General features: G+C 69.0%; 23 protein-coding genes. 6 read left to right on the top strand and 17 right to left on the bottom strand.

The window, feature by feature from the left end; translation table 11 throughout:
* Positions 1-11: 11 nt before the first annotated feature.
* The 6 genes from BXA03_RS18885 to BXA03_RS27435 are packed head-to-tail and all read right to left on the bottom strand — an operon-like array spanning position 12 to position 5,931.
* Positions 12-1,151 carry a CgeB family protein gene (locus tag BXA03_RS18885; RefSeq protein ID WP_076510700.1) on the bottom strand — a complete coding sequence of 380 codons (1,140 nt, stop codon included), beginning with the start codon at positions 1,149-1,151 and terminating at the stop codon, positions 12-14.
* A complete protein-coding gene (locus BXA03_RS18880) occupies positions 1,148-2,257 on the bottom strand; it encodes a CgeB family protein (RefSeq protein WP_076510698.1) in 1,110 nt (369 codons plus the stop codon). Before BXA03_RS18880 ends, BXA03_RS18885 begins: the two co-directional genes overlap by 4 nt.
* Entirely contained in the window at positions 2,254-3,375 is a 1,122-nt protein-coding gene (locus tag BXA03_RS18875; RefSeq protein WP_076510696.1) for a CgeB family protein, read from the bottom strand. The genes BXA03_RS18880 and BXA03_RS18875 overlap by 4 nt, the downstream gene beginning before the upstream one ends.
* 27 nt (positions 3,376-3,402) lie before the next feature.
* Positions 3,403-4,587 (bottom strand): glycosyltransferase family 4 protein, encoded by a 1,185-nt coding sequence (locus BXA03_RS18870; RefSeq protein ID WP_076510694.1) that lies wholly within the window; start codon positions 4,585-4,587, stop codon positions 3,403-3,405.
* Positions 4,574-5,638: a Gfo/Idh/MocA family protein gene (locus BXA03_RS18865; protein WP_234983743.1), complete on the bottom strand. Its 1,065-nt coding sequence runs from the start codon at positions 5,636-5,638 to the stop codon at positions 4,574-4,576. Before BXA03_RS18865 ends, BXA03_RS18870 begins: the two co-directional genes overlap by 14 nt.
* Positions 5,635-5,931, bottom strand: coding sequence for a hypothetical protein (locus BXA03_RS27435; protein WP_076510692.1), 297 nt, complete (start codon positions 5,929-5,931; stop codon positions 5,635-5,637). Before BXA03_RS27435 ends, BXA03_RS18865 begins: the two co-directional genes overlap by 4 nt.
* 158 nt (positions 5,932-6,089) lie before the next feature.
* Here BXA03_RS27435 and BXA03_RS18855 point away from each other — a divergent pair, with 158 nt between their 5' ends.
* Together BXA03_RS18855 and BXA03_RS18850 are read left to right on the top strand one after the other, a co-directional pair.
* On the top strand, positions 6,090-6,671 hold the full coding sequence (locus tag BXA03_RS18855; protein ID WP_076510690.1) for a protein-tyrosine phosphatase family protein: 582 nt from the start codon (positions 6,090-6,092) through the stop codon (positions 6,669-6,671).
* Between the two features lie 16 nt (positions 6,672-6,687).
* Entirely contained in the window at positions 6,688-8,448 is a 1,761-nt protein-coding gene (locus BXA03_RS18850; protein ID WP_076510688.1) for a hypothetical protein, read from the top strand.
* 21 nt (positions 8,449-8,469) lie between these two features.
* Here the strand turns inward: BXA03_RS18850 and ureG are convergent, their stop codons facing one another.
* Genes ureG through ureE form a run of 3 tightly spaced genes read right to left on the bottom strand, consistent with a single transcriptional unit; the run spans position 8,470 to position 10,493 of the window.
* Positions 8,470-9,117, bottom strand: coding sequence for an urease accessory protein UreG (gene ureG / locus BXA03_RS18845; RefSeq protein ID WP_076510686.1), 648 nt, complete (start codon positions 9,115-9,117; stop codon positions 8,470-8,472).
* Between the two features lie 41 nt (positions 9,118-9,158).
* Complete coding sequence (locus BXA03_RS18840; RefSeq protein WP_076510684.1) at positions 9,159-9,830, bottom strand: urease accessory protein UreF; 672 nt, start codon at positions 9,828-9,830, stop codon at positions 9,159-9,161.
* 12 nt (positions 9,831-9,842) lie between these two features.
* Positions 9,843-10,493 carry an urease accessory protein UreE gene (gene ureE / locus BXA03_RS18835; RefSeq protein ID WP_076510682.1) on the bottom strand — a complete coding sequence of 217 codons (651 nt, stop codon included), beginning with the start codon at positions 10,491-10,493 and terminating at the stop codon, positions 9,843-9,845.
* A gap of 64 nt (positions 10,494-10,557) precedes the next feature.
* On the opposite strand from ureE, the gene BXA03_RS18830 reads away from it, so the two are divergent.
* Positions 10,558-10,785: an AbrB/MazE/SpoVT family DNA-binding domain-containing protein gene (locus tag BXA03_RS18830; RefSeq protein ID WP_076510680.1), complete on the top strand. Its 228-nt coding sequence runs from the start codon at positions 10,558-10,560 to the stop codon at positions 10,783-10,785.
* Entirely contained in the window at positions 10,782-11,183 is a 402-nt protein-coding gene (locus BXA03_RS18825; RefSeq protein WP_076510678.1) for a type II toxin-antitoxin system death-on-curing family toxin, read from the top strand. Before BXA03_RS18830 ends, BXA03_RS18825 begins: the two co-directional genes overlap by 4 nt.
* Before the next feature lie 16 nt (positions 11,184-11,199).
* Here the strand turns inward: BXA03_RS18825 and BXA03_RS18820 are convergent, their stop codons facing one another.
* The 5 genes from BXA03_RS18820 to BXA03_RS18800 form a co-directional block, all read right to left on the bottom strand.
* The gene (locus BXA03_RS18820; protein WP_076510676.1) at positions 11,200-11,706 is read right to left on the bottom strand and encodes a GNAT family N-acetyltransferase; all 507 of its coding nucleotides are present in this window, start codon (positions 11,704-11,706) and stop codon (positions 11,200-11,202) included.
* Positions 11,707-11,711: 5 nt separating this feature from the next.
* The gene (ureC, locus tag BXA03_RS18815) at positions 11,712-13,430 is read right to left on the bottom strand and encodes an urease subunit alpha (protein ID WP_076510674.1); all 1,719 of its coding nucleotides are present in this window, start codon (positions 13,428-13,430) and stop codon (positions 11,712-11,714) included.
* Positions 13,430-13,735 (bottom strand): urease subunit beta, encoded by a 306-nt coding sequence (locus tag BXA03_RS18810; protein WP_076510672.1) that lies wholly within the window; start codon positions 13,733-13,735, stop codon positions 13,430-13,432. The genes ureC and BXA03_RS18810 overlap by 1 nt, the downstream gene beginning before the upstream one ends.
* Before the next feature lie 16 nt (positions 13,736-13,751).
* Positions 13,752-14,357 (bottom strand): HupE/UreJ family protein, encoded by a 606-nt coding sequence (locus BXA03_RS18805; RefSeq protein ID WP_076510670.1) that lies wholly within the window; start codon positions 14,355-14,357, stop codon positions 13,752-13,754.
* Positions 14,358-14,425: 68 nt separating this feature from the next.
* Positions 14,426-14,728 carry an urease subunit gamma gene (locus BXA03_RS18800; RefSeq protein WP_058644510.1) on the bottom strand — a complete coding sequence of 101 codons (303 nt, stop codon included), beginning with the start codon at positions 14,726-14,728 and terminating at the stop codon, positions 14,426-14,428.
* Positions 14,729-14,800: 72 nt separating this feature from the next.
* On the opposite strand from BXA03_RS18800, the gene BXA03_RS18795 reads away from it, so the two are divergent.
* Together BXA03_RS18795 and BXA03_RS18790 are read left to right on the top strand one after the other, a co-directional pair.
* Positions 14,801-18,643, top strand: a complete 3,843-nt coding sequence (locus BXA03_RS18795; protein WP_369822450.1) for a hybrid sensor histidine kinase/response regulator — start codon at positions 14,801-14,803, stop codon at positions 18,641-18,643.
* A gap of 4 nt (positions 18,644-18,647) precedes the next feature.
* Positions 18,648-19,730 carry a response regulator transcription factor gene (locus tag BXA03_RS18790; RefSeq protein ID WP_076510668.1) on the top strand — a complete coding sequence of 361 codons (1,083 nt, stop codon included), beginning with the start codon at positions 18,648-18,650 and terminating at the stop codon, positions 19,728-19,730.
* 34 nt (positions 19,731-19,764) lie between these two features.
* Here BXA03_RS18790 and BXA03_RS26620 read toward each other — a convergent pair whose 3' ends face one another.
* The 3 genes from BXA03_RS26620 to BXA03_RS18780 all read right to left on the bottom strand — a co-directional run bounded on the left by BXA03_RS26620 (position 19,765) and on the right by BXA03_RS18780 (position 22,360).
* Positions 19,765-20,064, bottom strand: coding sequence for a hypothetical protein (locus BXA03_RS26620; RefSeq protein ID WP_143476368.1), 300 nt, complete (start codon positions 20,062-20,064; stop codon positions 19,765-19,767).
* 272 nt (positions 20,065-20,336) lie between these two features.
* Positions 20,337-21,158, bottom strand: coding sequence for a DUF7946 domain-containing protein (locus BXA03_RS26615; protein WP_143476367.1), 822 nt, complete (start codon positions 21,156-21,158; stop codon positions 20,337-20,339).
* Between the two features lie 488 nt (positions 21,159-21,646).
* On the bottom strand, positions 21,647-22,360 hold the full coding sequence (locus BXA03_RS18780; protein WP_076510783.1) for a gamma-glutamylcyclotransferase: 714 nt from the start codon (positions 22,358-22,360) through the stop codon (positions 21,647-21,649).
* Between the last annotated feature and the right edge of the window lie 31 nt (positions 22,361-22,391).

Genomic DNA, 22,391 nt, shown 5'->3' with positions numbered 1-22,391 from the left:
AGGCGCGCTGGTCATGGCGAGGCCGCCGGCGACACGGCCGCACCCGTCGCCTCGGCCACGTAGGCCTCCAGTTCGCGCGCCCGGTGTTCTGCTGTGTGGGCGCCCAGCACGCGCTGGCGCGCGGCTTCGCCGACCGCGCGGCGCTGGTCCTCGGGCAGGTCGTGGAGCAGGGCCAGCACCTCGTCGGCACTGTCGGCCAGGAAGATCTCGCGTCCCGGCACCAGCACGTCCTCGATGCCCGCCCAGCGGTCGCTGATGATGGGCGTGGCACAGGCCGCGGCCTCGAACAAGCGCACGCTGGGTGACCAGCCGGCCGCCCGCATGTCGGCCCGCGTGAGGTTGAGGGTGAAGCGCTGGCTGCCGTAGAAGGCCCGGTGCTCCGGCGGTGGCAGGTGCGGCAGATACCGCACGTTGGCCGGCCAGCCCTCGGTGGCAGGATGGTTGGCGCCCGCCACGGCGAAGCGGCCCTGTGGCCACCGGCGGGCCGGCGCCAGCAGCAAGGTCTCCAGGCCGGCACGGCGATCGGTGCTGTCGGTGCCCATGTAGCCCAGGTCCAGGCTGCATTCCACGTTCTGCGCCGCGTGCAGTTGCGGGTCGACCGCGCAGTACAGCACCCGCGCCGCCCGGGCACCGAACTGCCGCTCGAGGCGCTCCAGAGTTGGCCCGCCGGTGAACGAGAGGTACAGGTCGTAGCTCGGCAGTTGCGCCGCCGAAAGGTAGGTGCACGCGTGCTGGGCCAGCGCGGTGAGCGTGACGGGCGTGTCGATGTCGTAGAAGGCGGTGAGTCCGCGCGCCTGCCTGTGCACCCAGTCGCCCACCTCGATGCCGTCGGGCACGAAGGAGCCGACAATCACCAGGTCGGCCTCCGCCACCGCCCCGGCCCATTGCGAGCGCAGGGTGTCCAGATCCGGGTACAGCGCGGTGCGGCACCAGGGCGGCTCGGGCAGGTCGCGGTGGCTGGCGTACCAAGGCACGTCGCGTTCGAGGAAGAGCACCTCGTGCCCGCGCCCCGCCAGCGCGCGGACCAGTGCGCGCCAGGTGGTCGCATGGCCATTGCCCCAGGAGGACGTGATGGACAGGCCGAGGATGACGATGCGCAGCGGGCGCTCGGCCGGCGCTGCGGCGGGGTCGGCTGATGCGCCCGCGTTCATACGGCCTCCAGCCCGCCGGGCCGCACATCGGTGCCCTCGAACAGCGCCTCCACCTGCGCGGCGCGATGGGCATAGGTGTGGTGGGCCAGCACCCGGCGCAGGGCGGCGTGGCCGATGGCGCGGGCGCGGGCCGGATCCAGCGTGTCCAGGTGGGCGGCCACGGCGGCACCGTCCTCGGCCACGAGCACCTCGGTGTCCGGCTCCAGGAAATGCTCGATGCCCGGCCAGGCGTCGGTGATCAGGCAGGCCGCGGCGCCCGCCGCCTCGAACACCCGGGTGGCGGGCGAGAAGCCGCAGCGCGCCATGCTCTCGCGGCTGATGTTGAGCACGGCCCGCGTGCTGCAGTTGAAGGCGTTGTGGTCCGCCGTGTAGACATGGCCCAGGTGGCGCACGTTGGCCGGCAGCGCGCGGTCCTGCCAGCCGCTGCCGCCCAGCAGGAAGCTGCGGCGCGGCAGCCGTTCGGCGGCATCGAGGAAGAAGGCCTCCACGCGCGCTTCGCGGTCGGGCAGGCGGTTGCCCAGGAAGCCCAGGTCGGCCTCGAAGCGCGGGTTGGCCGCCACCGGGAAGTGCGTCTCGGGGTCCAGCGCGTTGTAGACCGGCACGCAGCCGCGCGCGCCCAGCGCGAGGTAGGCCGCGACCACCGGCTCGCCGCCGCCATAGGTCAGCACGAGGTCGAAGTCCGGCACCAGCGCGCGCAGCGGGTCCGTCCCGTCGGCCTGCATGCGCGCCAGGGTGGCCGGCGCGTCCACGTCCCAGAACACCACCTGTGCGGTGGGCGCGCGCAGGGCCAGCACGGCCGACTCCAGCAGGGAGTCGAACACGCCCACGCCACTGGCCTTGACGATCAGGTCGGCGCCGCGTGCCTCTTCCACGCAGCGCAGTGCGGCGGCCGCGTCGTCGCCGGGATACACGGTCACGCGTGCCCAGGGTGGGTCCGGAATGTCGCGGTGCTGCTGGCGCTCGTAGGCATCGGGTTCGTAGAAGTGCACCCGGTGGCCGCGCTGGGCCAGCGCCCGCAGCATGCCGCGGTAGTAGGTGGCGGCACCGTTCCAATAGGCCGAGACCAGGCTCGAGCCGAAGAAGGCGATGTCCATCGGTCGTGTCATGCAGGGCTCCGGACAGGGGGATTCGGGGGCGGGGCGGACAGGGCCTGGTGGATGGCCAGCAACTGGTCCACGCGGTGGGCGCAGGTGTGGCGGGCGAGCACGGTGGCGCGGCCGCGGGCCGCCATCTCCCGGGCCATGGCGGGGTCGTTCTTCAGCGCCCGCAGATACTGGCGCATCTGCGCGCCATCGCGGGCGACCAGGTAGTCGCTGCCGGGGTGGAACAGATGCTCGCTGTCGCTCCACGGCGCGCTGACCAGCGGGATGCCGCAGGCCAGCGCCTCGAACATGCGGATCGTGGGAATGCCCGGCAGCTGTCGCGCATAGGGCCGCCGCGGCACATGCACCGTACAGCCGAAGCGGGCGAATGCCCGGGGCACCGCATGGTTCGGCAGCCAGCCGCGGTAGTCGATGCCGCAGGCGCGCAGCCGCCCCACGGCCTCGGGCGGATAGCGCACGCCATGCACGCGGGCCGAGAGGTGCAGGTCGGCCACCGGCTGGAGCAGGAACTCCTCCAGCTCGGCGGTGCGCTCCTCGTCGCCCCAGTTGCCGATCCAGATCAGGTCGCCCGCGCGCGGCAGGCCGGCGATGGGATGGAACCGGCGCGCATCGGCGGCCTCGTGCCAGGTCCAGGCGCGGTGGGCCCAGCCCTGGGCCAGGTAGAGCTCGCGGATCACTTCGCCGAAGGCCAGCACGCCGTCGTAGTCCTCCAGGGCGTAGGCGCTCATCGCCTTCGGGTCGGTCCGGCTGCGGTGATGCGTGTCGTGGAAGAACAGGCGATAGCGGCGGTCGCGCCGGTGGCGGCCGATCCGCTTGACCAGGGCCGGGTCGCTCCATTCATGGACCAGCACCAGGTCGGCACCGGCCAGGGCGCGGTCCAGGTCGAGGCGGGCGGGCTCGTAGAGATGGCTGCGCAGCCGCGGATAGGCCTGGCGGAAGCCTTCGAGGGACGAGGGACCCTGCTCGGCCACCATCTGGGTGCGGCTCCAGCTGTCCTGCGGCTCGTAGACCTGCAGGCTGTGACCGCGCAGCAGCAGTTCCTGGCAGACGCCGCGCAGGAAATGCGCGTTGCCGTGGTTCCAGCAGGAGACGAGCGAATGGCAGAAGAGGACGATGTGCATCGGTGCGCGAGGTGGCTCGGGGTGGGGTCAGAAGGAGGACGCGGGGGTCTGCGCGGCACCGGGCGGCAGGGGCGCAGGGCCGCCAACGGGCGGCACCCTCGGTGGATGGCGCGCCCTGTCCCGCAGCAGCGTGCGGTAGAGCGAGAGATAGGCGCTGGCCATGGCATGGGGCGTGAAGCGCAGCGCACGCGCGCGGGCCGCCAGGGCCAGGGCCCGGCGCTGCGGCTCGTCATCGGCCAGGCCGGCCAGTGCGCGCCCGAGTGCGGACGCGTCATCGGGTGGCACGAACAGGGCCGCGCCCTCCCACAGTTCGCGCAGGCTGTCGATGTCGCCCAGCACCAGGGCGCAGCCGCTGAGGGCGGCCTCCAGCGCAGTCTGGCCGAAGGGCTCGTAGCGCGCGGGGAGGGCATAGATGGCCGCAGCCGCGTAGGCGCGCGCCATGCTGTTGGGCGGCAGGGGGCCCAGGACCTCCAGCGGGCCGGCGTCGACCGACTGGCCGTCCGGCCCGCACACCGGACCGGCCACGCGCACCTGCCAGGGGGCCGGCAGGGCGGGGGCGGCGGCGCGCAGCGCGTCGAGGTTCTTGGCCGGGTCCCACAGCCGGCCGGCACTGAGCACGTGGGGCCGCTTGGTGCCGACGACGAAGCGTCGCGGGTCGCGGCCGTTGGGCAGCACATGGCCGTGGCGATGCACGCCGTGGTGGCGTCCCACGGCGGCCAGCATGGCCCGCGTGGGCGCGGCGATGGCACCGGCGCCTTCCAGCCCGGCCCGCACGGCGGCGCGGTAGCGGTCCCACTGCGGTGGCGCCGCCTCGCCATGCACCCCCTGCCACCACGACAGCACGCACGAGTGCGCGACCACCAGCGTGGGCGCGTCGAAGGGCAGCGCGCCGAAGGCGAACTGGTTCAGGTGCACCACATCCGGCCGCAGCCGGGTGGCCTGGGCCAGCAGCCAGTCGCCCGTGCGTCGCACCTCGTCCCACGGTTCGTGCATCCATTCCAGCGCGCCACTGTGGACCTGCAGCACCAGGCCGCGCACCGCATGCGCCTCGGCGCGCTGGCGTGGCGTGGGCGGCGGCCCCAACGCGACCAGGACCACGCGATGACCCCAGTCGGAGAGTGCGCGCGACAGCTCGACGCTGTGCTGCCATACGCCGCCGACGGTGTCGGTGGTCATCAGCACGCGCAGGGGCTGCGCTTCAGGCGCGTCCATAGAGCTGGTCCAGCAGTTCGGCCACGCGCAGGGCCTGCCAGGCCTCGGCATCGAAGCGACCGCCTGCGGCGACGGCGCGGGCCCACTGCACGGCGGCGCGGCCACCCCAGTCGTCCGGCGGTTCGCTCAGGCGCTGCGCCCGGGTGCCGTGGCAGCGCTCTGCGACGAAGTCGTAGAAGGAGCCGTCCACGTTGCGCAGGCGGGCGCTGCCGCGGGTGCCATGGAAGTGCGCCTCGATGACCGCATCGCAGCCGGCCGACAGGTTCCACGAGCAGGCCAGCCGCACGCTGGTGCCCGGCGCCAGGGTGAACTGGGCCAGGGCATGGTCCTCGACCTCGTCCGGCGCCGGGCCCAGCCGGCGCCCCTGCGCATACAGCCGGGCCGAGGCCTCGTCGGCCACGGGAAAGTCCATGACCCACAGCGCCAGGTCCATCAGGTGCGTGCCCAGGTCGATCAGGCAGCCCCCGCCCGCGAGGGCCGGGTCGCGGAACCAGGCCTTGTCGGGGCCGTACGCGTTGTGGAAGACCAGGTCGATGGCATAGACCGCGCCCAGTTCGCCGCTGCGCACCTGGGCTGCCACCGCGCGTGCGGCGGCGGTGTGCCGGTAGCACAGGTCCACGCCCAGCCGCCGGTCGGCGCGCTGTGCGGCCTCGATGACGGCACGCGTCTCCGCGGCCGTGCGCGCCAGGGGCTTCTGGCAGAACACGGCCAGGCCGGCCTCCAGTGCGGCGCGGGCCTGGGCGGCGTGAAGGGCACTGGGGGTGGCGATGACCAGCCCGTCCAGCGGCAGGCCGGCGGGCAGGTCGGCGGCCGTGGGCAGGGTGCGGGCCCCGGGCGCCAGGGCGGCGGCGGCTTCCAGACTGGCGGGATCGCTGTCGCACAGCAGCAGCGCCTCGGCGGCGCCGTCCTCCAGCAGGGCCTGCAGTCGGTGGCGGCTGATCCAGCCCACGCCGAGGAAGCCCAGGCGTGCACTGGGCGACGAAGGGCCGCCGCCGACAGGCATGGGGCGGACGGCGTCGAGCGAATGGCCGGCCGGGATGGGCACGTTCACGCCGTGCCCTCCGGCACCACCAGTGCCTTGAGGAAGCCGTCCGCCGTTCGCAGGTCGTCCTCGTGGTAGCCGGCGATCACCAGCCGCCCACCCTCGGCTTCGAGGGCGCTGGCCAGGTCGGCATGCAGATCGGCGACGTCGAGCGCCTCCTCGGCACCGAAGGACTCGCCGCGCGCCAGTCTCTTGATCTTGTCGACGTCGACGTCGAAGCACAGCAACTGATGGCCGGCTTCGGCCAGGCAGGTGGCCGTGACCAGTCCCACATAGCCCGTACCCAGGACCGTGATGTTCATGTTGTGATGTGTCCGTGAGGAGCAGAGAAGAGACTGCACCGCGGCGCGGTACGCCGGCCACGCTAGGACCGGGCCGTGCCGCGGCTGTGGGACAAAGCTGACCGCTCTGTGAGTCGCCGGTGCTTGCGTCGGCGGCATGGCGCCGGCCAAGATGCAGCATGGCTTCGCTGCGCTCTTCTCCGTACTTCGACTGGATCACGCCCCGGCTGGCGGTCGGTGGCCATGTGCCGCCCGGCTTCTATGCGGAGCTGGCCGGCACCCATGGCGTGCGTGCCGTGATCGACCTGCGCGAGGAGGATCGCGACGACGAGGCGCAACTCACGCGGCACGGCGTGCGGCTGCTGCACCTGCCCACGCCCGACATGTGCAGCGTGGGCGACGCGCATCTGGACCACGGCATCCGCTTCGCGCAGGCCAGCCTGGATGCAGGCGAGCGTCTGTTGATCCACTGCCAGTGGGGCATCGGCCGTTCGGCCACCCTGGCGCTGTGCGTGCTGGTGGCGCGGGGCGTGCCGCCCCTGCAGGCGCTGGCGGACATGAAGTCGCGCCGCGCGGTGGTCTCGCCTTCGCCGGCGCAGCTGGGGTGTTGGATCGCCTGGATGGCGCGGCATCGGCACGAGGCGCGTGCCGAGTTCGCCGTGCCCACCATGGCGCAGTGCCAACGCATCGCGTATGCGCACCTGATGGGCGGCACGGGGACCGGCACGGCCGACGCCCCTCGCGATAACGCAGGGTCATGAGGCACGCGGACGCGCCATGATCGTCTACGGCGATGGGCGGCGGCAGGAGCGCTCGCGCGCCAAGCTGGCGCGCGTGTGCATCGGACTGCGCCGCGCGCGGGCCCTGCCGCCGGGCATCGTGCGGCATGCGCGGCTGGTGGAGGCGCTGATCGAGGCTGGCGAACTGCTCCAGGGCGTGGCGGATGCGGTGGGCGACGAAGTGCTCTCCTATGGCGTCACGCCGGGTGTCGCCAGCGTCACCCATCTCACGCTGGCGCTGGCGCGCTGCTGCCTGCACAGCTGGTGCTATGGCTTCGCGCTGGCCCACGACGAGGCGGTGGAAGAAGCAGTGCGCGCCTGTGCCGGGCAGTCCCTGCCCGCCTGGATCACGGTGCATCGCTGCGAGGGCTATGCCTTCTATGCGCTCTATCCCGAGGGGCATGGCATGGCCGCGCTGCAGGTGCGCGAGTCCGGCGCGCTGTCGGGCGAACGCACGCGCGTGGTGGGCCTGCGCAGCATCGGCACCAGCCTGGCGGCCATGGTGGCGGCAGGCCTGCGGGCCCCTGGCTTCGACACGCTGCGCCCGCAGGGCCATCCTTTCGATCGGCGCGCGGGTCGTCTGCCGCCGGGTGGCTGGGCGCCCGATGCGGCCGTGGTGGACGAAGGCCCCGGCCTGTCGGGCAGCAGCTTCATGGCCGGCGTGGAGGCACTGCGCCTCGCGGGCGTGCCGCAGCCGCGCGTGCACCTCTTTCCTTCGCATGGCCATGGCCCGGGGCCCGCAGCGGGCGTGGAGGCCCGCCTGCTATGGCGCGAGCAGCCCGTGCATTACCTCGGCTTCGAGGAGGTGGCCGGGCCTGACGCCCTGCCGCCCCATGCACTGACGGACTGGGTGCGCGACCGGCTGCCGGGCGTGCATGGCGAGATGCAGAGCCTCTCGGGCGGCGCATGGCGTGCCTGGCACGGCGAGGGCGCACAGACGCTGCCCGCGCAGGTGCACATGGAACGGCTCAAGTTCCTGCTGCCCGCCGAGGGCGGCGACTGGCTGATGCGCTTCGCGGGCCTGGGCCGGGGCGGCCGTCTGGCCTGCGCGCGGCGACATCTGCTGGCAGGGCATGGCTTCTGTCCGCCGGTGCAGGGCCTGTGGCACGGCTTCACCGCCGAGCGCTGGCTGGCCCATGCACGGCCGCTGCCGCTGTGGCCTGCGGCGCAGCAGCCCACGCGGGGCCTGCTGCTGGAGCGGCTCGCCGACTACCTGGCCTTCCGCGGCACGCGGCTGCCCGCGCCCGCTGCGGCCGGCGCCACGCGCGAGGTGCTGCTCGACATGGCCGGCCACAACATCGGCAAGGGCCTGGGCGAGGACGCGGCACGCGCCTGGCAGGACTGGCGCGCAGCGCTGCCCACCGCGGCGCTGGTCATGCCGCTGCGCCGCGTGCTCACCGACAACCGCCTGCATGCCTGGGAGTGGCTGTGGGACGGCCGCACGCTGCTCAAGGCCGACGCGGTGGACCATGCCGTGGCCCATGACCTGGTGGGCTGTCAGCCGCTGGAGTGGGACGTGGCCGGCGCCACGGTGGAGTTCGGGCTCGATGCCGGCGAGCGGCACTGGCTCATGGGGCGCCTTCGCGAAGCGGGCGTGCCCGTGCAGTCGTCGCTGCTGGCGCTCTACCTGCCGCTGTACGCCGCCTTCCAGCTGGGCTCGTTCACCATGGCCCTGCAGGCGGCGCCCGACGCCGAGAAGGCCACGCTCTCGCGCGAGGTGCGCCGCTACGGGCTGTGGGTGCGGCGCGTGCTCGGCTGATGCGGCTCCGGCCGAGCCGGCTCAGCCCGCGGCGAGCATGCCGCGCTCTTCGATGAAGCGCACCACCTGGGCCAGGCCGTCCTGGGTCTTGAGGTTGGTCATCACGAAGGGCTTGCCGCGGCGCATGCGCACCGTGTCGGCTTCCATCACGCCCAGGTCCGCACCCACGTGGGGCGCCAGGTCGGTCTTGTTGATGACGAACAGGTCGCTCTTGGTGATGCCGGGGCCACCCTTGCGCGGGATCTTCTCGCCGGCGGCCACGTCGATCACGTAGATGGTCAGGTCCGACAGCTCGGGGCTGAAGGTGGCGGCCAGGTTGTCGCCGCCGCTTTCCACGAACACCACGTCGGCATCGGGAAAGTCGCCCAGCATGCGGTCGATGGCCTCGAGGTTGATGGAGGCGTCCTCGCGGATGGCGGTGTGCGGGCAGCCGCCCGTCTCCACGCCCAGGATGCGCTCGGCGGGCAGCGCGCCGGCCACGGTGAGCAGGCGCTGGTCTTCCTTGGTGTAGATGTCGTTGGTGATGGCGATCAGGTCGTACTGCGCGCGCATCGCCTTGCAGAGCATCTCCAGCAGGGTGGTCTTGCCCGAGCCGACGGGCCCGCCGATGCCCACGCGCAGGGGCGGCAGTTTCTTGGTGCGGTTCGGAACGTGGTGCAGGGCGGTCATGGTCGTGTGCGATGGAAGGTGGAGGCGGGGCGGGTCGGGGCCTAGCTGCGGAACAGCCGCGAGTACTGGGTCTCGTGCCGCGCCGACAGGATGGCCAGCATGGGCGAGAAGGATTGGCGCCGGTCGTCGGGCAAGGCCATGGCGGCCTCCACCGCCGCGGGGATCTCCCGCGCCAGCCGCGCCAGGATGCGCTGGCCGGCACTCTGGCCCAGCGGCACGGCCTTGATGGCGGCGGCGCTCATGTTCTCGGCCCAGCCGAAGGCGAACGCCAGGCAGCCGTCCTGCGCCGTGGCACCGGCCCGCGCGGCGGCGAAGGCGAAGGCCACGGGGTAGGTGGGGGGCAGCTCCGCGAAGCAGGCGGCGGCGTCGGCATGGTGCAGCTTGAGCCATTCGACGAAGGAGCGGCCCATCTGCTCGGTCTGCAGCAGGAACTCGGCGGACTCGCGTGTCTGGCGCACCCAGTCGTTGAGCGATTGCACGCGGGCGAGGTCGCCGGCCGACCAGGCGGCGATGGCCTGCGCCACCACCGACAGGTCGCCCCGCGCCAGGCTCAGGTGCAGCTGGCCGGCCAGCCACTCGGCCGCGGCGGCCTCGTCCTTGACGCCGGCCCATTCGATGGCGGCCTCGAGCGCTTCGGAATACGAGAAGCCGCCCACGGGCAGCGCGGGCGAGGCGAGCCAGATGAGCTGCAGAAGGCTGTGCGGGGCGAGCATCGATCTCTTGCGTCAGTGGGAATGGCCGTGGCCGTGGCCGTGGCCGTGGTCATGGCCGCAGCCTGGTCCATGCACGTGGGCCGTCTTCGCGGCGGCGGGTGCGTGCTCATGGTCGTGGTCGTGTTTGTGACCGTGGTCGTGGTCGTGGTCGTGCCCACCCCCATGCGCATGCCCATGGTGATGGTGCGAATGCCCGTCGTTGGTCACATGCCCGCCATAGGCGCCGCCCTCGGGCTCGAAGCCTTCCTGCACCTCGTTCACGATCAGGTGCATGGCGCGCAGCATGTCGGCCAGCACATGGTCGGGTTCGATCTTGAGGTGGTCGGGCTGCAGCTCGATGGGCACGTGGCGGTTGCCCAGGTGATAGGCGGCGCGCACCAGGTCGAAGGGCGTGCCGTGGGCCGTGCAGTGGGTGATGCGCAGCACCGTCTGGGGCGCGGCGATCACGCGCACCAGCGAGCCGTCTTCCACCACCAGGATGTCGCCGCCGCGCACCGCCGTGCCGCGCGGCAGGAAGACGCCGATGCGCCGGCCCTGCGAATCGGTGGTGTCGAAGCGGCTCTTCTGGCGCACATCCCAGTCGAGTTCGATCGTGGCGGCGCGCTTGACGAGCACGGGCGCAAGGCCGCGGCCCTGGGGCATGAGTTTGTTGGCGGTGAGCATGGTGGATTGCCTCTGCGAGGAGAGGTCGATAATATAACGATTGTTATAACTTCTAGGAGGCGCGATGGCCATCGTCAAGCTTACGCAAATCGGCAATTCGGTGGGTGTCATCTTTCCCAAGGAGATGCTCGCCAAGATGAATGTCGAGAAGGGCGACAACCTCTTCCTGTCCGAATCCGCCATCGGCGGGTATCACATCTCTCCCTATGACGAAGAGTTCGCGCGCCAGATGGAGGCCGCGCGCAAGGTCATGAAGAAGCGTCGCAACGTCCTGCGCGAGCTGGCCAAATGAGCGCTGCAAATGCGGCTTGGGTCTGGCTCGGTGCTGGGCTCTTGCGTGCGGTGCACGAGGAGCAACTGGCGGAGCACGGCGGTCCTGCGGGCCTGCGCGACGAGGGCGGCCTGGAGTCCGCGTTGGCACGGCCTCGGCACCGTGCGCTGTACGAATCTCCCGATGTGGCCGATCCTGCAGCCAGCTATGCGTTCGGTCTGGCACGCAATCATCCCTTCGTGGACGGCAACAAGCGGGTGGCATTCGTGGCGCTTGAAGTGTTCCTCGAACTGAACGGCTGGACGCTGACGGCGACCGATGAAGAGTGTGTGTCTGCCATCGTCCGTCTGGCCGCGGGCGAGCTGGGAGAGGATGAGCTGGGTGCCTGGGTCCGTGATCGCATGGAGCAGCAGAGCTGACCGTCTGAGGTACACCTCACAGCGTGCGGGTCATGAAGCAGCTGGCCGGATCCGGCCCATAGTCCCCGAAGGGCGGGCAGGGCGCGAAGCCGTGGCGCGCATAGAGCGCCCGCGCCGGCGCGAAGAAGGGCTGGGTGCCGGTCTCCAGGCTCACGCGCGTGTGACCGGCGGTGCGGGCTTCGGCCAGGGCATGGGCCAGCAGCTGCACGGCGACCCCGCGGCCGCGCAGGTGGGTGGCGGTGCGCATTGACTTCAGCTCTGCATGGCCGTCATCCAGCCGCTTGAGCGCCACCGTGCCGGCCAGCGCCTCGCCTTGGTCATCGTGCGTCCAGGCGCTCCAGAAGCGGATCTCCGGGCGGCACAGGCCTTCCAGGTCCAGCGCATGCACGCTCTCCGGCGGCGAGACGCGGCGCATGTCGGCCAGATGCTCTTCGAGGAAACGTGCGATGCGCGCATCGCGCAGGTCGTCCAGCCGGATGCGCAGCGCCGGCACCTCGCTGCCTGTCGAAACCCCGCCCGGCATCCTCTTCAGAACAGGAAATAGCGCTGCGCCATCGGCAGCACCTTGGCCGGTTCGCAGGTCAGCAGCACGCCATCGGCACGCACGGCGTAGGTCTGGTGGTCGATCTCCATCACCGGCGTCAGGCCGTTGTGAATGAGGTCCTTCTTGCGCACGTTGCGGATGTTCCGGGCCACGCCCAGCGTCTTGGACAGGCCGTAGCGGCGGCCCACGTCGGCAGCATGCGCGGCCTGCGACACGAAGGTCAGGCTGCTTTTTGCCAGGTTGCCGCCAAAGGCGCCGAACATGGGCCGGTAGTGCACCGGTTGCGGCGTCGGGATGCTGGCGTTGGGGTCGCCCATGGCCGCCATGGCGATGCTGCCGCCCTTGACGATGCAGAAGGGCTTCACGCCGAAGAAGGCCGGCTTCCAGATCACGATGTCGGCCCACTTGCCCACTTCGAGGCTGCCCACCTCGTGGCTGATGCCGTGCGAGATGGCCGGGTTGATCGTGTACTTGGCGACGTAGCGCTTGGCGCGGAAGTTGTCGTTGCGCGCGCTGTCCTCGGGCAGGGTGCCCCGCTGCGCCTTCATCTTGTGCGCCGTCTGCCAGGTGCGGATGATGACCTCGCCCACGCGGCCCATGGCCTGCGAGTCGCTGCTCATCATGCTGATGGCGCCCATGTCGTGCAGGATGTCCTCGGCCGCGATGGTCTCCTTGCGGATGCGCGATTCGGCGAAGGCCAGGTCCTCGGCGATGGCGGCGTCCAGGTGGTGGCACACCATCAGCATGTCCACATGCTCGTCCAGCGTGTTGTGCGTGTACGGCATGGTGGGGTTGGTGGACGAGGGCAGGAAGTTGGCCTCGCCCACCACGCGCAGGATGTCCGGCGCATGGCCGCCGCCCGCACCTTCGGTGTGGAAGGCGCACAGCGCGCGGCCCTTGGTGGCGGCGATGGTGTCCTCAACGAAGCCCGATTCGTTGAGCGTGTCCGAGTGGATGGCCACCTGCGTGTCGGTGGCCTCGGCCACTTCCAGGCAGTGGTCGATGGCCGAGGGCGTGGTGCCCCAGTCCTCGTGCAGCTTCAGCCCGATGACGCCGGCCTCGATCTGCTCGTGCAGCGGCGCCGTGCGGCTGGCGTTGCCCTTGCCCAGGAAGCCCAGGTTCATCGGAAAGGCATCGGCCGCCTGCAGCATGCGCTCGATGTGCCAGGGGCCGGGCGTGCAGGTGGTGGCGAAGGTGCCGGTGGCCGGGCCGGTGCCGCCGCCGAGCATGGTGGTCACGCCGCTGGCCAGGGCCTCCTCGATCTGCTGCGGGCAGATGAAGTGGATGTGGCTGTCGATGCCGCCCGCGGTGACGATGTTGCCCTCGCAGCTGATGACTTCGGTGCCCGGGCCGATGACGATGTCCACGCCCGGCTGGGTGTCGGGGTTGCCGGCCTTGCCGATGGCGGCGATGCGCCCGTCCTTGAGGCCGATGTCGGCCTTGACGATGCCCCAGTGGTCGAGGATGAGCGCGTTGGTCAGCACCGTGTCGACAGCGCCTTCGGCCCGCGTGCGCTGGCTCTGGGCCATGCCGTCGCGGATGGTCTTGCCGCCGCCGAACTTCACCTCTTCGCCGTAGCCGCCGGCACGCAGCGTGTAGTCCTGCTCGACCTCGATCACGAGGCCGGTGTCGGCCAGGCGCACGCGGTCGCCGACGGTGGGGCCGAAGATTTCCGCGTAGGCGCGGCGCGAAATGGAGGCCATCAGAGTTTTCCTTGCACCAGGCCGCGGAAGCCGTGGACGATGCGGTCGCCCGCGAAGTCGACCAGCTCGACGGTGCGCTGCTGGCCGGGCTCGAAGCGCACGGCGGTGCCCGAGGCGATGTTCAGCCGCATGCCGCGCGCGGCCTCGCGGTCGAAGTCGAGGGCGCCGTTGGTTTCGGCGAAGTGGTAGTGGGAGCCGACCTGGATCGGCCGGTCCGAGCCGTTCTTGACGACGACGGTGAGCGTGCGGCGGCCGGGGTTGAGGTCGTGGTCGCCCGCGTCGATGAGCAGTTCGCCCGGGATCATGTGCGTCGCCTTTCGATCAGGCGATGCCGCCCAGCAGGGCCAGGCCGAACAGGCCGACGGCGGCACCGGCGATGCGCGGCAGCCAGCGGTTGGCATGACGCAGCGCCAGGCCCAGGCCGATGCCCGCGGCGTGCAGGCCGACGGTGGCGACCAGCATGCCCGCCAGCGTGGCGACGGCGCCGCCGTGCTCGGCCAGTTCGCGGCCGTGGGCGATGCCGTGGAACACGGCGAACACGCCCACCAGCGCGGCGGCGGCCAGTGCCGGCAGGCGGCGCTGCGTGGCCACCAGCAGGCCCAGCACCAGCAGCGAGGCGGCGATCATGGGTTCCACCGCCGGCAGCGACAGGCCGGCCAGGCCCGCCAGCGCGCCGGCCAGCAGCATGCCGGCGAAGCCGATGGGCGCGGCCAGCAGCTCGCGGCGGCCTTTGGCGGCCAGGGCGCTCCACAGGCCCACCGCCACCATGGCGGCCAGGTGGTCCAGGCCGGTCAGCGGGTGCATGAAGCCGGCGACGAAGCCGTGGTGCATCCCGGCATCGGCGCCGGTGTGGGCCAGGGCGGGCAGGGCGGCCGTGGCGGCCAGGGCGGTGGCGATGCGAAGCAGCAGGGGGCGGGACATGCGCATGGGCGTCTTTCGGAGGAATCGGGGAGGAGGAGCGGGTCGGGCCGGACAGTGCAGGGCGGACCGGGCGCTCATTCGATGGGCTGGTGCACCGTCACGAGCTTGGTGCCGTCGGGAAAGGTGGCCTCGACCTGGATGTCCGGGATCATCTCGGGCACGCCCTCCATCACGTCGTCGCGGGTCAGCACCTCGCGGCCTTCGCTCATCAACTGCGCGACGGTCTTGCCGTCGCGGGCGCCCTCCATCACGGCAGCCGAGATCAGCGCGACGGCCTCGGGGTAGTTGAGCTTCAGGCCGCGGCCCTTGCGCCGCTCCGCCAGCAGGGCGGCGGTGAAGATCAGCAGCTTGTCTTTTTCTCGGGGCGTGAGTTCCATGGTTCGCTTTGCTCAGGGTGTCCGGGCGGCCCGGATCGGCCGCGGGCCTCCGCAGGGGGGGCGGCGCGCCGCATGATAGGCAGCGTCAACGCTTTGCAACAGTCGTGCCTTGCTCGGCATGAAAGCTGCACTCTGCCGCCTGTGAACGCCGACGCTCCGCCCACCTCCGCCGTGTCCGCCGCCGACGACGCGCCCCAGCGCATCGTCAAGGTCCGCCGCGACTACAACAGCTGGGTCGGCAGCGAGACGCTGGAGGACTACGCCCTGCGCTTCACGCCGCAGCGCTTTCGCAAGTGGTCCGAATGGCGGGTGGCCAACACGGCCTTCGGCGCTGCGTCCTTCCTGATCCTGGAGGCCGTGGGCGCCACGCTGCTGGTGCAGTTCGGCTTTGCCAATGCCTTCTGGGCCATCGTGGCGACGGGGCTCATCATCTTCCTGGCCGGACTGCCGATCAGCGCCTATGCGGCCCGCTACGGCGTGGACATGGACCTGCTGACGCGCGGCGCCGGCTTCGGCTACATCGGCTCGACCATCACCTCGCTGATCTACGCGAGCTTCACCTTCATCTTCTTCGCGCTCGAAGCCGCCGTGATGGCCTATGCGCTGGAGCTGGCGCTGGGCATCCCCCCCGCCTGGGGCTACCTGGTCTGCGCGCTGGTGGTGATTCCGCTGGTGACGCACGGCGTCTCGGCCATCAGCCGGCTGCAGGTCTGGACGCAGGCCATCTGGCTGCTGATGCTGGTGGTGCCCTTTGCCTTCGTGCTGGCGCGCGATCCTGGTGCATTTGCGGGCATCACGCACTACGGTGGTGATCGCGGTGGCACCTCCAGCTTCGGTTTGCACGGATTTGGTGCCGCCCTGACGGTCGGCATTGCGCTCATCACCCAGATGGGGGAACAGGCCGACTACCTGCGCTTCATGCCGGCGCGCACCGCCGCCAACCGGGGGCGGTGGTGGGCGGCCGTGGTGGCGGGCGGCCCGGGCTGGGTGGTGCTGGGCGTGGCCAAGATGCTGGGCGGCGCCCTGCTGGCCTACCTGGCCATCACCCACATGGTGCCCACCGAGCGGGCGGTGGACCCGAACCAGATGTACCTGGCCGCCTACGAGTACGTCTTTCCACAGTACGGCTGGGCGGTGGCGGCCACGGCGCTGTTCGTGGTCATCTCTCAGCTCAAGATCAATGTCACCAACGCCTATGCCGGCTCGCTGGCCTGGAGCAACTTCTTCTCGCGCGTGACGCACAGCCATCCCGGCCGCGTGGTGTGGGTGGTGTTCAACGCCTTGATCGCCTTCATGCTGATGGAGATGAACGTCTTCGAGGCGCTGGGCGACGTGCTGGGCCTGTACGCCAACATCGCCATCGCCTGGATGATGGCCGTGGTGGCCGACCTGGTCATCAACAAGCCCCTGGGCCTGTCGCCGCCGGGCATCGAGTTCAAGCGGGCCTACCTTTGGGACATCAACCCCGTGGGCGTGGGCGCCATGGCGCTGGCCTCGGGCGTATCGATCACGGCGCACCTGGGCGTCTTCGGGCCCCTGGCGCAGGCCTTCTCGGCCGTCATCGCGCTGGGCACGGCGCTGGCGGCCTCGCCGCTGATCGCCTGGGTCACGCGCGGGCGCTTCTACCTGGCGCGCCAGCCGGGGCCGCCTGCTGCCGCTGCGCCCGCTCCCTCCAGCGGCGCCCAGGCTGTTCCCCCCTCCCCCCCTGGGGGAGGGCAGGGGTGGGGGCCAGCTCAGGCGCAGCGCTCATCACTGGGCGTCGTGGCCCCCATCCCCGCCTTCCCCCAGGGGGGGAAGGCGCAACAGCCATCCGCATCGCGGCAGCGGGCCCATCGCATCCACTGGGTCGCCCCCGAAGCCTCCTACCAGCGCCTGGCCCCCCGCCGCTGCGTCATCTGCGAGCGCGAGTACGAAGGCCCCGACATGGCCCACTGCCCGGCCTACCAGGGCGACATCTGCTCGCTGTGCTGCACCCTCGACGCCCGCTGCGGCGACCTGTGCAAGCCGCATGCGGGCCTGTCGGCGCAGTGGTCGGCCGTGCTGCGGTGGCTGCTGCCCCGGCGCGTGTGGCCCTACCTCGACACGGGCCTGGGCCACTTCCTGATGCTGATGCTCATCGTGGTGCCGCTGCTGGCCGCCGTCTTCGGCGTGCTCTATCAACAGGAGCTGCGCGGCATCGGCGACTGGATCGACAGCGGCGGCGCGCCCTCGGTGGCGGCCGGGCGCGCCGCCGGCAGCGAGGCGGCGCAGGCCCTGGGCTCGGGCTTTCTCAAGGCCTACATGGCGCTGCTGCTCATCGCCGGCATCGTGGCCTGGTGGCTGGTGCTGGCGCACCAGAGCCGCAAGGTGGCGCAGGAAGAATCCAACCGCCAGACCCATCTGCTGGTGCGCGAGATCGAGCTGCACCGTCAGACTGACCGCGCCCTGCAGGCCTCGCGCCAGGCCGCCGACGAGGCCCGCCAGACCGCCGAGGCCGCCAACCAGGCCAAGAGCCGCTACATCAGCGCCATCAGCCACGAGCTGCGCACGCCGCTCAACAGCATCCTGGGCTATGCGCAGCTGATGGGGCAGGACCCCTCGGTGCCGCCGCACCGCCAGCAGGCCGTGGCCGTCATCAAGCGCGGCGGCGAGCACCTGCTCTCGCTCATCGAGGGCACGCTGGACCTGGCCCACATCGAGGCGGGCAAGCTCACGCTGCAGGCCAAGCCCATGGCCTTCGGCGACATGCTGCAGTCGCTGGCCGACATGTTCGAGCTGCAGGCCTCGGACAAGGGCCTGCGCTTCGTCTTCGAGCCCGCCGCGCAGCTGCCGGCCGTGGTGCGCGCCGACGAGAAGCGGGTGCGGCAGATCCTCATCAACCTGCTGGGCAATGCCATCAAGTTCACCGCCCGCGGCCAGGTCACGCTGCGCGCGGCCTATGCCCGCGAGTTCGCCACGCTGGAGGTGGAGGACACCGGCCCCGGTCTGACCGCCGACGAGCTGGCCCGCATCTTCGAGCCCTTCGCCCGTGGCGATTCGCGCGGCAGCGCCCCCGGCGCGGGCCTGGGCCTGACCATGGCCAAGATGCTCACCGACCTGATGGGCGGCGAGATGAAGGTCAGCAGCACGCCGGGGCAGGGCGCAGTATTCCGGGTGCGGCTGTTCCTGCCGCGGGTGCACGAGGCCACGGCCGGCACGCAGGTCCATGGTGCCTCCAGCGGCGGCAGTCCCGGCACGGTGTCGGTGCCCTCCGCCGAGGTGCCCACGCCCCGCCGTGGCTACGAAGGCCCGCGCCAACAGCTGCTGGTGATCGACAACGAAGAGGCCGACCGTGACCTGCTGGTGCACCTGCTGCAGCCCCTGGGCTTCGAGCTGCGCACCGCCGCCAGCGGGCACGATGCGCTGGACCTGCTGGCCGCCGGCTACCGGCCGCATGCCGTCTTCGTGGACCTGGCCATGCCGGGCATCGACGGCTGGGAGACGATCCGCCGCGCGCGGGCGCTGCTGTCGGCCGCGAGGGGGAGTGGTCACGACACCCGGTTCGCCATCGTCTCGGCCAACGCCTTCGACAAGCGGCTGGAGAACGACGTGGGCATCACGCCCGAGGATTTCTTCGTCAAGCCGGTGCGCCACAGCGAGCTGCTCGACTGGATCGGCCGCCGGCTCGACCTGCGCTGGACGGCCGACCCCGCCGCAGCCAAGGCGCCGCCCCCCGCCGTTCCCGCCGCCATCGTCGCCCCGGCCGCCGAGCGCCTGCGCGCGCTGGAGGAGGCCGTCCAACTCGGCTACCTTCGCGGGATCATGACCAAGCTCGACGACATCGACGCCACCCAGCCCGAATGCGCGGGCTGGACGGCGCAGCAGCGCACGCTGGCGCGGCAGTTCCGCTTCGACGACATGGGCCGCGCCCTGGCCGAAGCGCTGGAAGCTTCCTGAGAACATGAACGGCATTGGCATCGACGACCCCTCCGACGGCGGTAGCGCCTTCGCGCCCGCCATCTCGCCCCTGGCCGCCAGCCTGCGCGAGAACACCGCGCGCGGCGACCTCGTGCTGGTGGTCGACGACGTGCCCGACAACCTGGCCGTGCTGCACGACGCGCTGGACGAATCGGGCTACACCGTGCTCGTCGCCACCGACGGCCCCACCGCGCTGGCCCGCGCCGCGCAGGCCCATCCAGACATCGTGCTGCTCGACGCCATGATGCCGGGCATGGACGGCTTCGAGGTGGCGCGCCGCCTCAAGGCCGACGCCGCCACGGCCGACATCCCCATCGTCTTCATGACCGGCCTGACCGAGACCGAGCACCTGGTCGCGGCACTGGAATCGGGCGGCGTGGACTACGTCACCAAGCCCATCAAGCCCAAGGAAGTGCTGGCCCGCATGAACGTGCACCTGCAAGGCGCCCGCCGCGCACGCCAGCAGGCCCAGCAAGCGGGCCAGGCCCGCAATGCCCTGGACGCCTTCGGCTACGCCAGCATCACCGTGCGCATGCCCGAGGGCCGGCTGATCTGGCAAACCTCGCTGGCGCGCGAGCTTCTGATGCGCTACTGCGGCACCGAGGCGCCCGCCACGCCCGCCGCCATCGTGGCCTGGCTGGAGCGCCACCTGCCCCAGGCCCAGCAGGCCGGCGCCGAACCCCCGCCGCTGGAGATCGGCCAACAGGCCGCGAGCCGCCTGCAGCTGCGCGTGCACCGCCAGACCGGTGACGCCGACGGCACCCCCAGCGCGACGGTGCCCGGCGCAGGCGACTGGCTCATCATCATCCGGGAGCTCTCGGACACCGCCGTCATTGAGGCCATGAGCCTGGCCCTGAAACTCACCGCCCGCGAGGCCGAGGTGCTGTACTGGGTGGTCAAGGGCAAGACCAACAAGGACATCGGCGAGATCCTGGGCGCCAGCCCCGCCACCGCCAAGAAGCACCTGGAGCGGGTGTATGTGAAGTTAGGCGTGGAGACGCGGACCGCGGCGGCGGGAGTGGCGATCAAGCGGATTCGGGAGATTCAGCCGCATTTTGAGGTTTAGATACCAACCTGCTGCTTAACGGGACTTAGGAAATTTATAGCCTAAGCTTAGAAAGATCTGGCTTACCCGATCTTTTGTATTCTTCTGCATCTTTCACGAATTTAAAAAATAGCATCCAATGCTCCTCTTCCATCATGATGCCCTCAGAGAAATTTTTTCCCTTTGATGCGCAAATTGCGTAGTGCCCAAACATGTAATACGCCACGTTTTTGTCAATTTTTTCAGCCTCCACAAGCAATGCCATTTCTTCAATAAAAGTTAAAAATTTCCTCTTATTTTCCCATAGTTTTACGTTAGCCAATTCATCTGTATCTTCATCAAGGTACAAAAGCACTTCTCTTAGTTCTTTGTCATCAAATAGGCGCCTATGCTGCGCCAAGAAGAATTCGGTCCTCTTAAGTTGCGCCGACGAGGTCTTGGTGCTTGAGTCACTTAAACTTTGTTCTCTGATTCTACGTAACTCAAGAAATATTTTGTATAACGCGAACGGGCCGGCTAAAATTACGAGTATCGAGGATACGCTGTCTAAATAAAATTTCCACTCGTCTCTAGTTAGACAAAAGTACGACCATAAATATGAACAATACTGGTCAGCTAGGGAATTGTTCATGATATTTGATGTACTACATATCGCTTCAATTGACCTTGCGCACTTGACATCAAATGAACCCTGAATTTTCTCTTTCCTTTGCCAAAGTTTATTTGTGAATCCGTCATTGATTCGCCCGCCTTCTTCATGAGTTCGCTATCCCGGCTGTCTGCTACTTTAAATGGTACTACTCTTTGTAGAGATTGAACAAAAAATCGCCCAAAGCCACTTATGATATTGAATCTCGTTACATTGGCGACTATGGTTATTTTTTGAGACGGATCCTCTTGTGTGGCTGTGTAATCCAATGTTTTTGAGTCTAGGTTCAATACAGTTCCAACCCTTGGGCGGATAATCTCTATGTTTAAATCACGGTCGGTAACAATGGGGCGATGCACATCCTGAAGAGCTGATTCGAGAGCTTCTGCCATTTCCGGCCCGAGAACATCGTTTGCCAAGATTCGGCGCCTTAAAAAAGGCGTTTTTGGACGGTAATCCTCGCCTATTGCTGAGGACCAGCTAAATGCATAATAGTCCCAGAATGCGTTAGCTATCACGCTCAATCCGATCTCTTCAGCCAGTTTGGTGCTGAATCTGAAAATTATTTCCTCTTCAAAGCATCCCTTTCTCGAGGGTGTCACCAGCGTTTGAACCGAATGTGCAGAGTCTGCCCTTTTTCTAATTTCGTCGTTACTCGAAAATGCGTGAGCGATGATATTTGAGGCTCTCGCGATACCAATTAGAAGATGCCCGACGTCATAGGCGGGTAGCACTGCCTCATCGGCAATGCCTCCATTAACTGAAAAAAGCGCAGAGACTTGTTTTTCTGGAACAGACATTAATTCTCCAAACTTCAATATTGAAAATCATTGTTAATAATGAATTTAATCCGTAGGGCGCGCTACTGCGTCATTTTAGCTGCCACACATCATTTGTGCTCATCCGTTTTGCCGAGGAATTTTCCTGGATTGAATTAGTAGGTTATACGCTCCTGTGCGCTTACCCAAGTGGCAGGAAAATTAGCTAATAGCGTCCTACACGTCGATTTCAATGGTAATGACGAGCACTCATCGCTTATTGAGTACGCTACATAACGTACAAAGAGCGTTTGTCAACAGGAAGAGTCTATTTTGGACAGTATGGGGATGTACCCGGGAAAGGGTCTAAAAAATCCCTCTGCCCAAACTAAAAAGCTTCGGACGCCACTGATTTCGTAAGAGCAAGGTTTCGAGGAGCGGGGTCTTGCAAGCGGTCTCCGGAAAAGGCTGCGGGCTTGCTGTACGACCCTCCACCGCAGAGACTGCGTATCCCGACCTATGGGCAACAACTAAGTGATGCTCCGGGGTTCACTATCAAGCGCTTGTACAAGGCGACGCATCTCCGGATCGTCTACCTCCAGGCTTTTAAGCGCGTAGATCGTGCGCTGAAAGTAATCCCGGCAAGTCCCCAGCGTCCCCCGCCCACTGGCGATATACCGCGCCACCTCGCCCGGCTCCATCCGCCCCGCATACCGCGGATGCTTACGGTTCGCGACGAAGGTCAGCATCCGCCGCCGCTCCCCCTGGCATTCGGCCATCACCCAGCGCGCCGCATAGGCCCCCGACAGCATCTCCCGCCGCCAGACCAGTTGCAGCTCGCTGCGCACCTGCTCGGCCGCGATGCGCAGGGCGATGCCGCGGCAGGCGCCGCCGCGGTCCAGGGCCAGCATCAGGCCGGGGTGTTCGACGGAGCCGCGGGCCATGTACAGCCACAGGCAGAAGCGCCGGCCCCAGCCGCGCACCAGGGCGGGCGCGGCGTCGATGTGGTGGATGGCGGGGTTCCACATCAGCGAGCCGTAGCCGAAAAGGTAGAGGTCGTCGGCCGGGTCGTGGCTCGCCAGGGTGGCGTCCAGGCAGGCGTCCAGCTCTTCCTGGGTGCGCAGCCGCACGTCGGGTGGGGCGCAGGCCTTCAGGGCGGCCATCACGGAGCCGTCGAACAGGCTCTCGCGGGTGAAGGGTTGACCGGCAGGCGCCGGGGGCAGCGGGCTGAGGCTGGCGGGCATGGCGTGCGATTGTGTGACGGGCAGGCTGACC

The sequence above is a fragment of the Pseudacidovorax sp. RU35E genome (assembly GCF_900156165.1).
GTDB lineage: Bacteria > Pseudomonadota > Gammaproteobacteria > Burkholderiales > Burkholderiaceae_C > Xenophilus.
Note: the sequence above shows the minus strand (reverse complement) of the source record. Positions and strands in the feature narration are given on the sequence as shown.

Bases quoted from the DNA above. Each gene is read 5' to 3' on its own strand.
- BXA03_RS18885 (WP_076510700.1), bottom strand. From the start codon at position 1,151: ATGAACGCGGGCGCATCAGCCGACCCCGCCGCAGCGCCGGCCGAGCGC.
- BXA03_RS18880 (WP_076510698.1), bottom strand. From the start codon at position 2,257: ATGACACGACCGATGGACATCGCCTTCTTCGGCTCGAGCCTGGTCTCG.
- BXA03_RS18875 (WP_076510696.1), bottom strand. From the start codon at position 3,375: ATGCACATCGTCCTCTTCTGCCATTCGCTCGTCTCCTGCTGGAACCAC.
- BXA03_RS18870 (WP_076510694.1), bottom strand. From the start codon at position 4,587: ATGGACGCGCCTGAAGCGCAGCCCCTGCGCGTGCTGATGACCACCGAC.
- BXA03_RS27435 (WP_076510692.1), bottom strand. From the start codon at position 5,931: ATGAACATCACGGTCCTGGGTACGGGCTATGTGGGACTGGTCACGGCC.
- BXA03_RS18855 (WP_076510690.1), top strand. From the start codon at position 6,090: ATGGCTTCGCTGCGCTCTTCTCCGTACTTCGACTGGATCACGCCCCGG.
- BXA03_RS18850 (WP_076510688.1), top strand. From the start codon at position 6,688: ATGATCGTCTACGGCGATGGGCGGCGGCAGGAGCGCTCGCGCGCCAAG.
- ureG (WP_076510686.1), bottom strand. From the start codon at position 9,117: ATGACCGCCCTGCACCACGTTCCGAACCGCACCAAGAAACTGCCGCCC.
- BXA03_RS18840 (WP_076510684.1), bottom strand. From the start codon at position 9,830: ATGCTCGCCCCGCACAGCCTTCTGCAGCTCATCTGGCTCGCCTCGCCC.
- ureE (WP_076510682.1), bottom strand. From the start codon at position 10,493: ATGCTCACCGCCAACAAACTCATGCCCCAGGGCCGCGGCCTTGCGCCC.
- BXA03_RS18830 (WP_076510680.1), top strand. From the start codon at position 10,558: ATGGCCATCGTCAAGCTTACGCAAATCGGCAATTCGGTGGGTGTCATC.
- BXA03_RS18825 (WP_076510678.1), top strand. From the start codon at position 10,782: ATGAGCGCTGCAAATGCGGCTTGGGTCTGGCTCGGTGCTGGGCTCTTG.
- BXA03_RS18820 (WP_076510676.1), bottom strand. From the start codon at position 11,706: ATGCCGGGCGGGGTTTCGACAGGCAGCGAGGTGCCGGCGCTGCGCATC.
- ureC (WP_076510674.1), bottom strand. From the start codon at position 13,430: ATGGCCTCCATTTCGCGCCGCGCCTACGCGGAAATCTTCGGCCCCACC.
- BXA03_RS18810 (WP_076510672.1), bottom strand. From the start codon at position 13,735: ATGATCCCGGGCGAACTGCTCATCGACGCGGGCGACCACGACCTCAAC.
- BXA03_RS18805 (WP_076510670.1), bottom strand. From the start codon at position 14,357: ATGCGCATGTCCCGCCCCCTGCTGCTTCGCATCGCCACCGCCCTGGCC.
- BXA03_RS18800 (WP_058644510.1), bottom strand. From the start codon at position 14,728: ATGGAACTCACGCCCCGAGAAAAAGACAAGCTGCTGATCTTCACCGCC.
- BXA03_RS18795 (WP_369822450.1), top strand. From the start codon at position 14,801: ATGATAGGCAGCGTCAACGCTTTGCAACAGTCGTGCCTTGCTCGGCAT.
- BXA03_RS18790 (WP_076510668.1), top strand. From the start codon at position 18,648: ATGAACGGCATTGGCATCGACGACCCCTCCGACGGCGGTAGCGCCTTC.
- BXA03_RS26615 (WP_143476367.1), bottom strand. From the start codon at position 21,158: ATGTCTGTTCCAGAAAAACAAGTCTCTGCGCTTTTTTCAGTTAATGGA.
- BXA03_RS18780 (WP_076510783.1), bottom strand. From the start codon at position 22,360: ATGCCCGCCAGCCTCAGCCCGCTGCCCCCGGCGCCTGCCGGTCAACCC.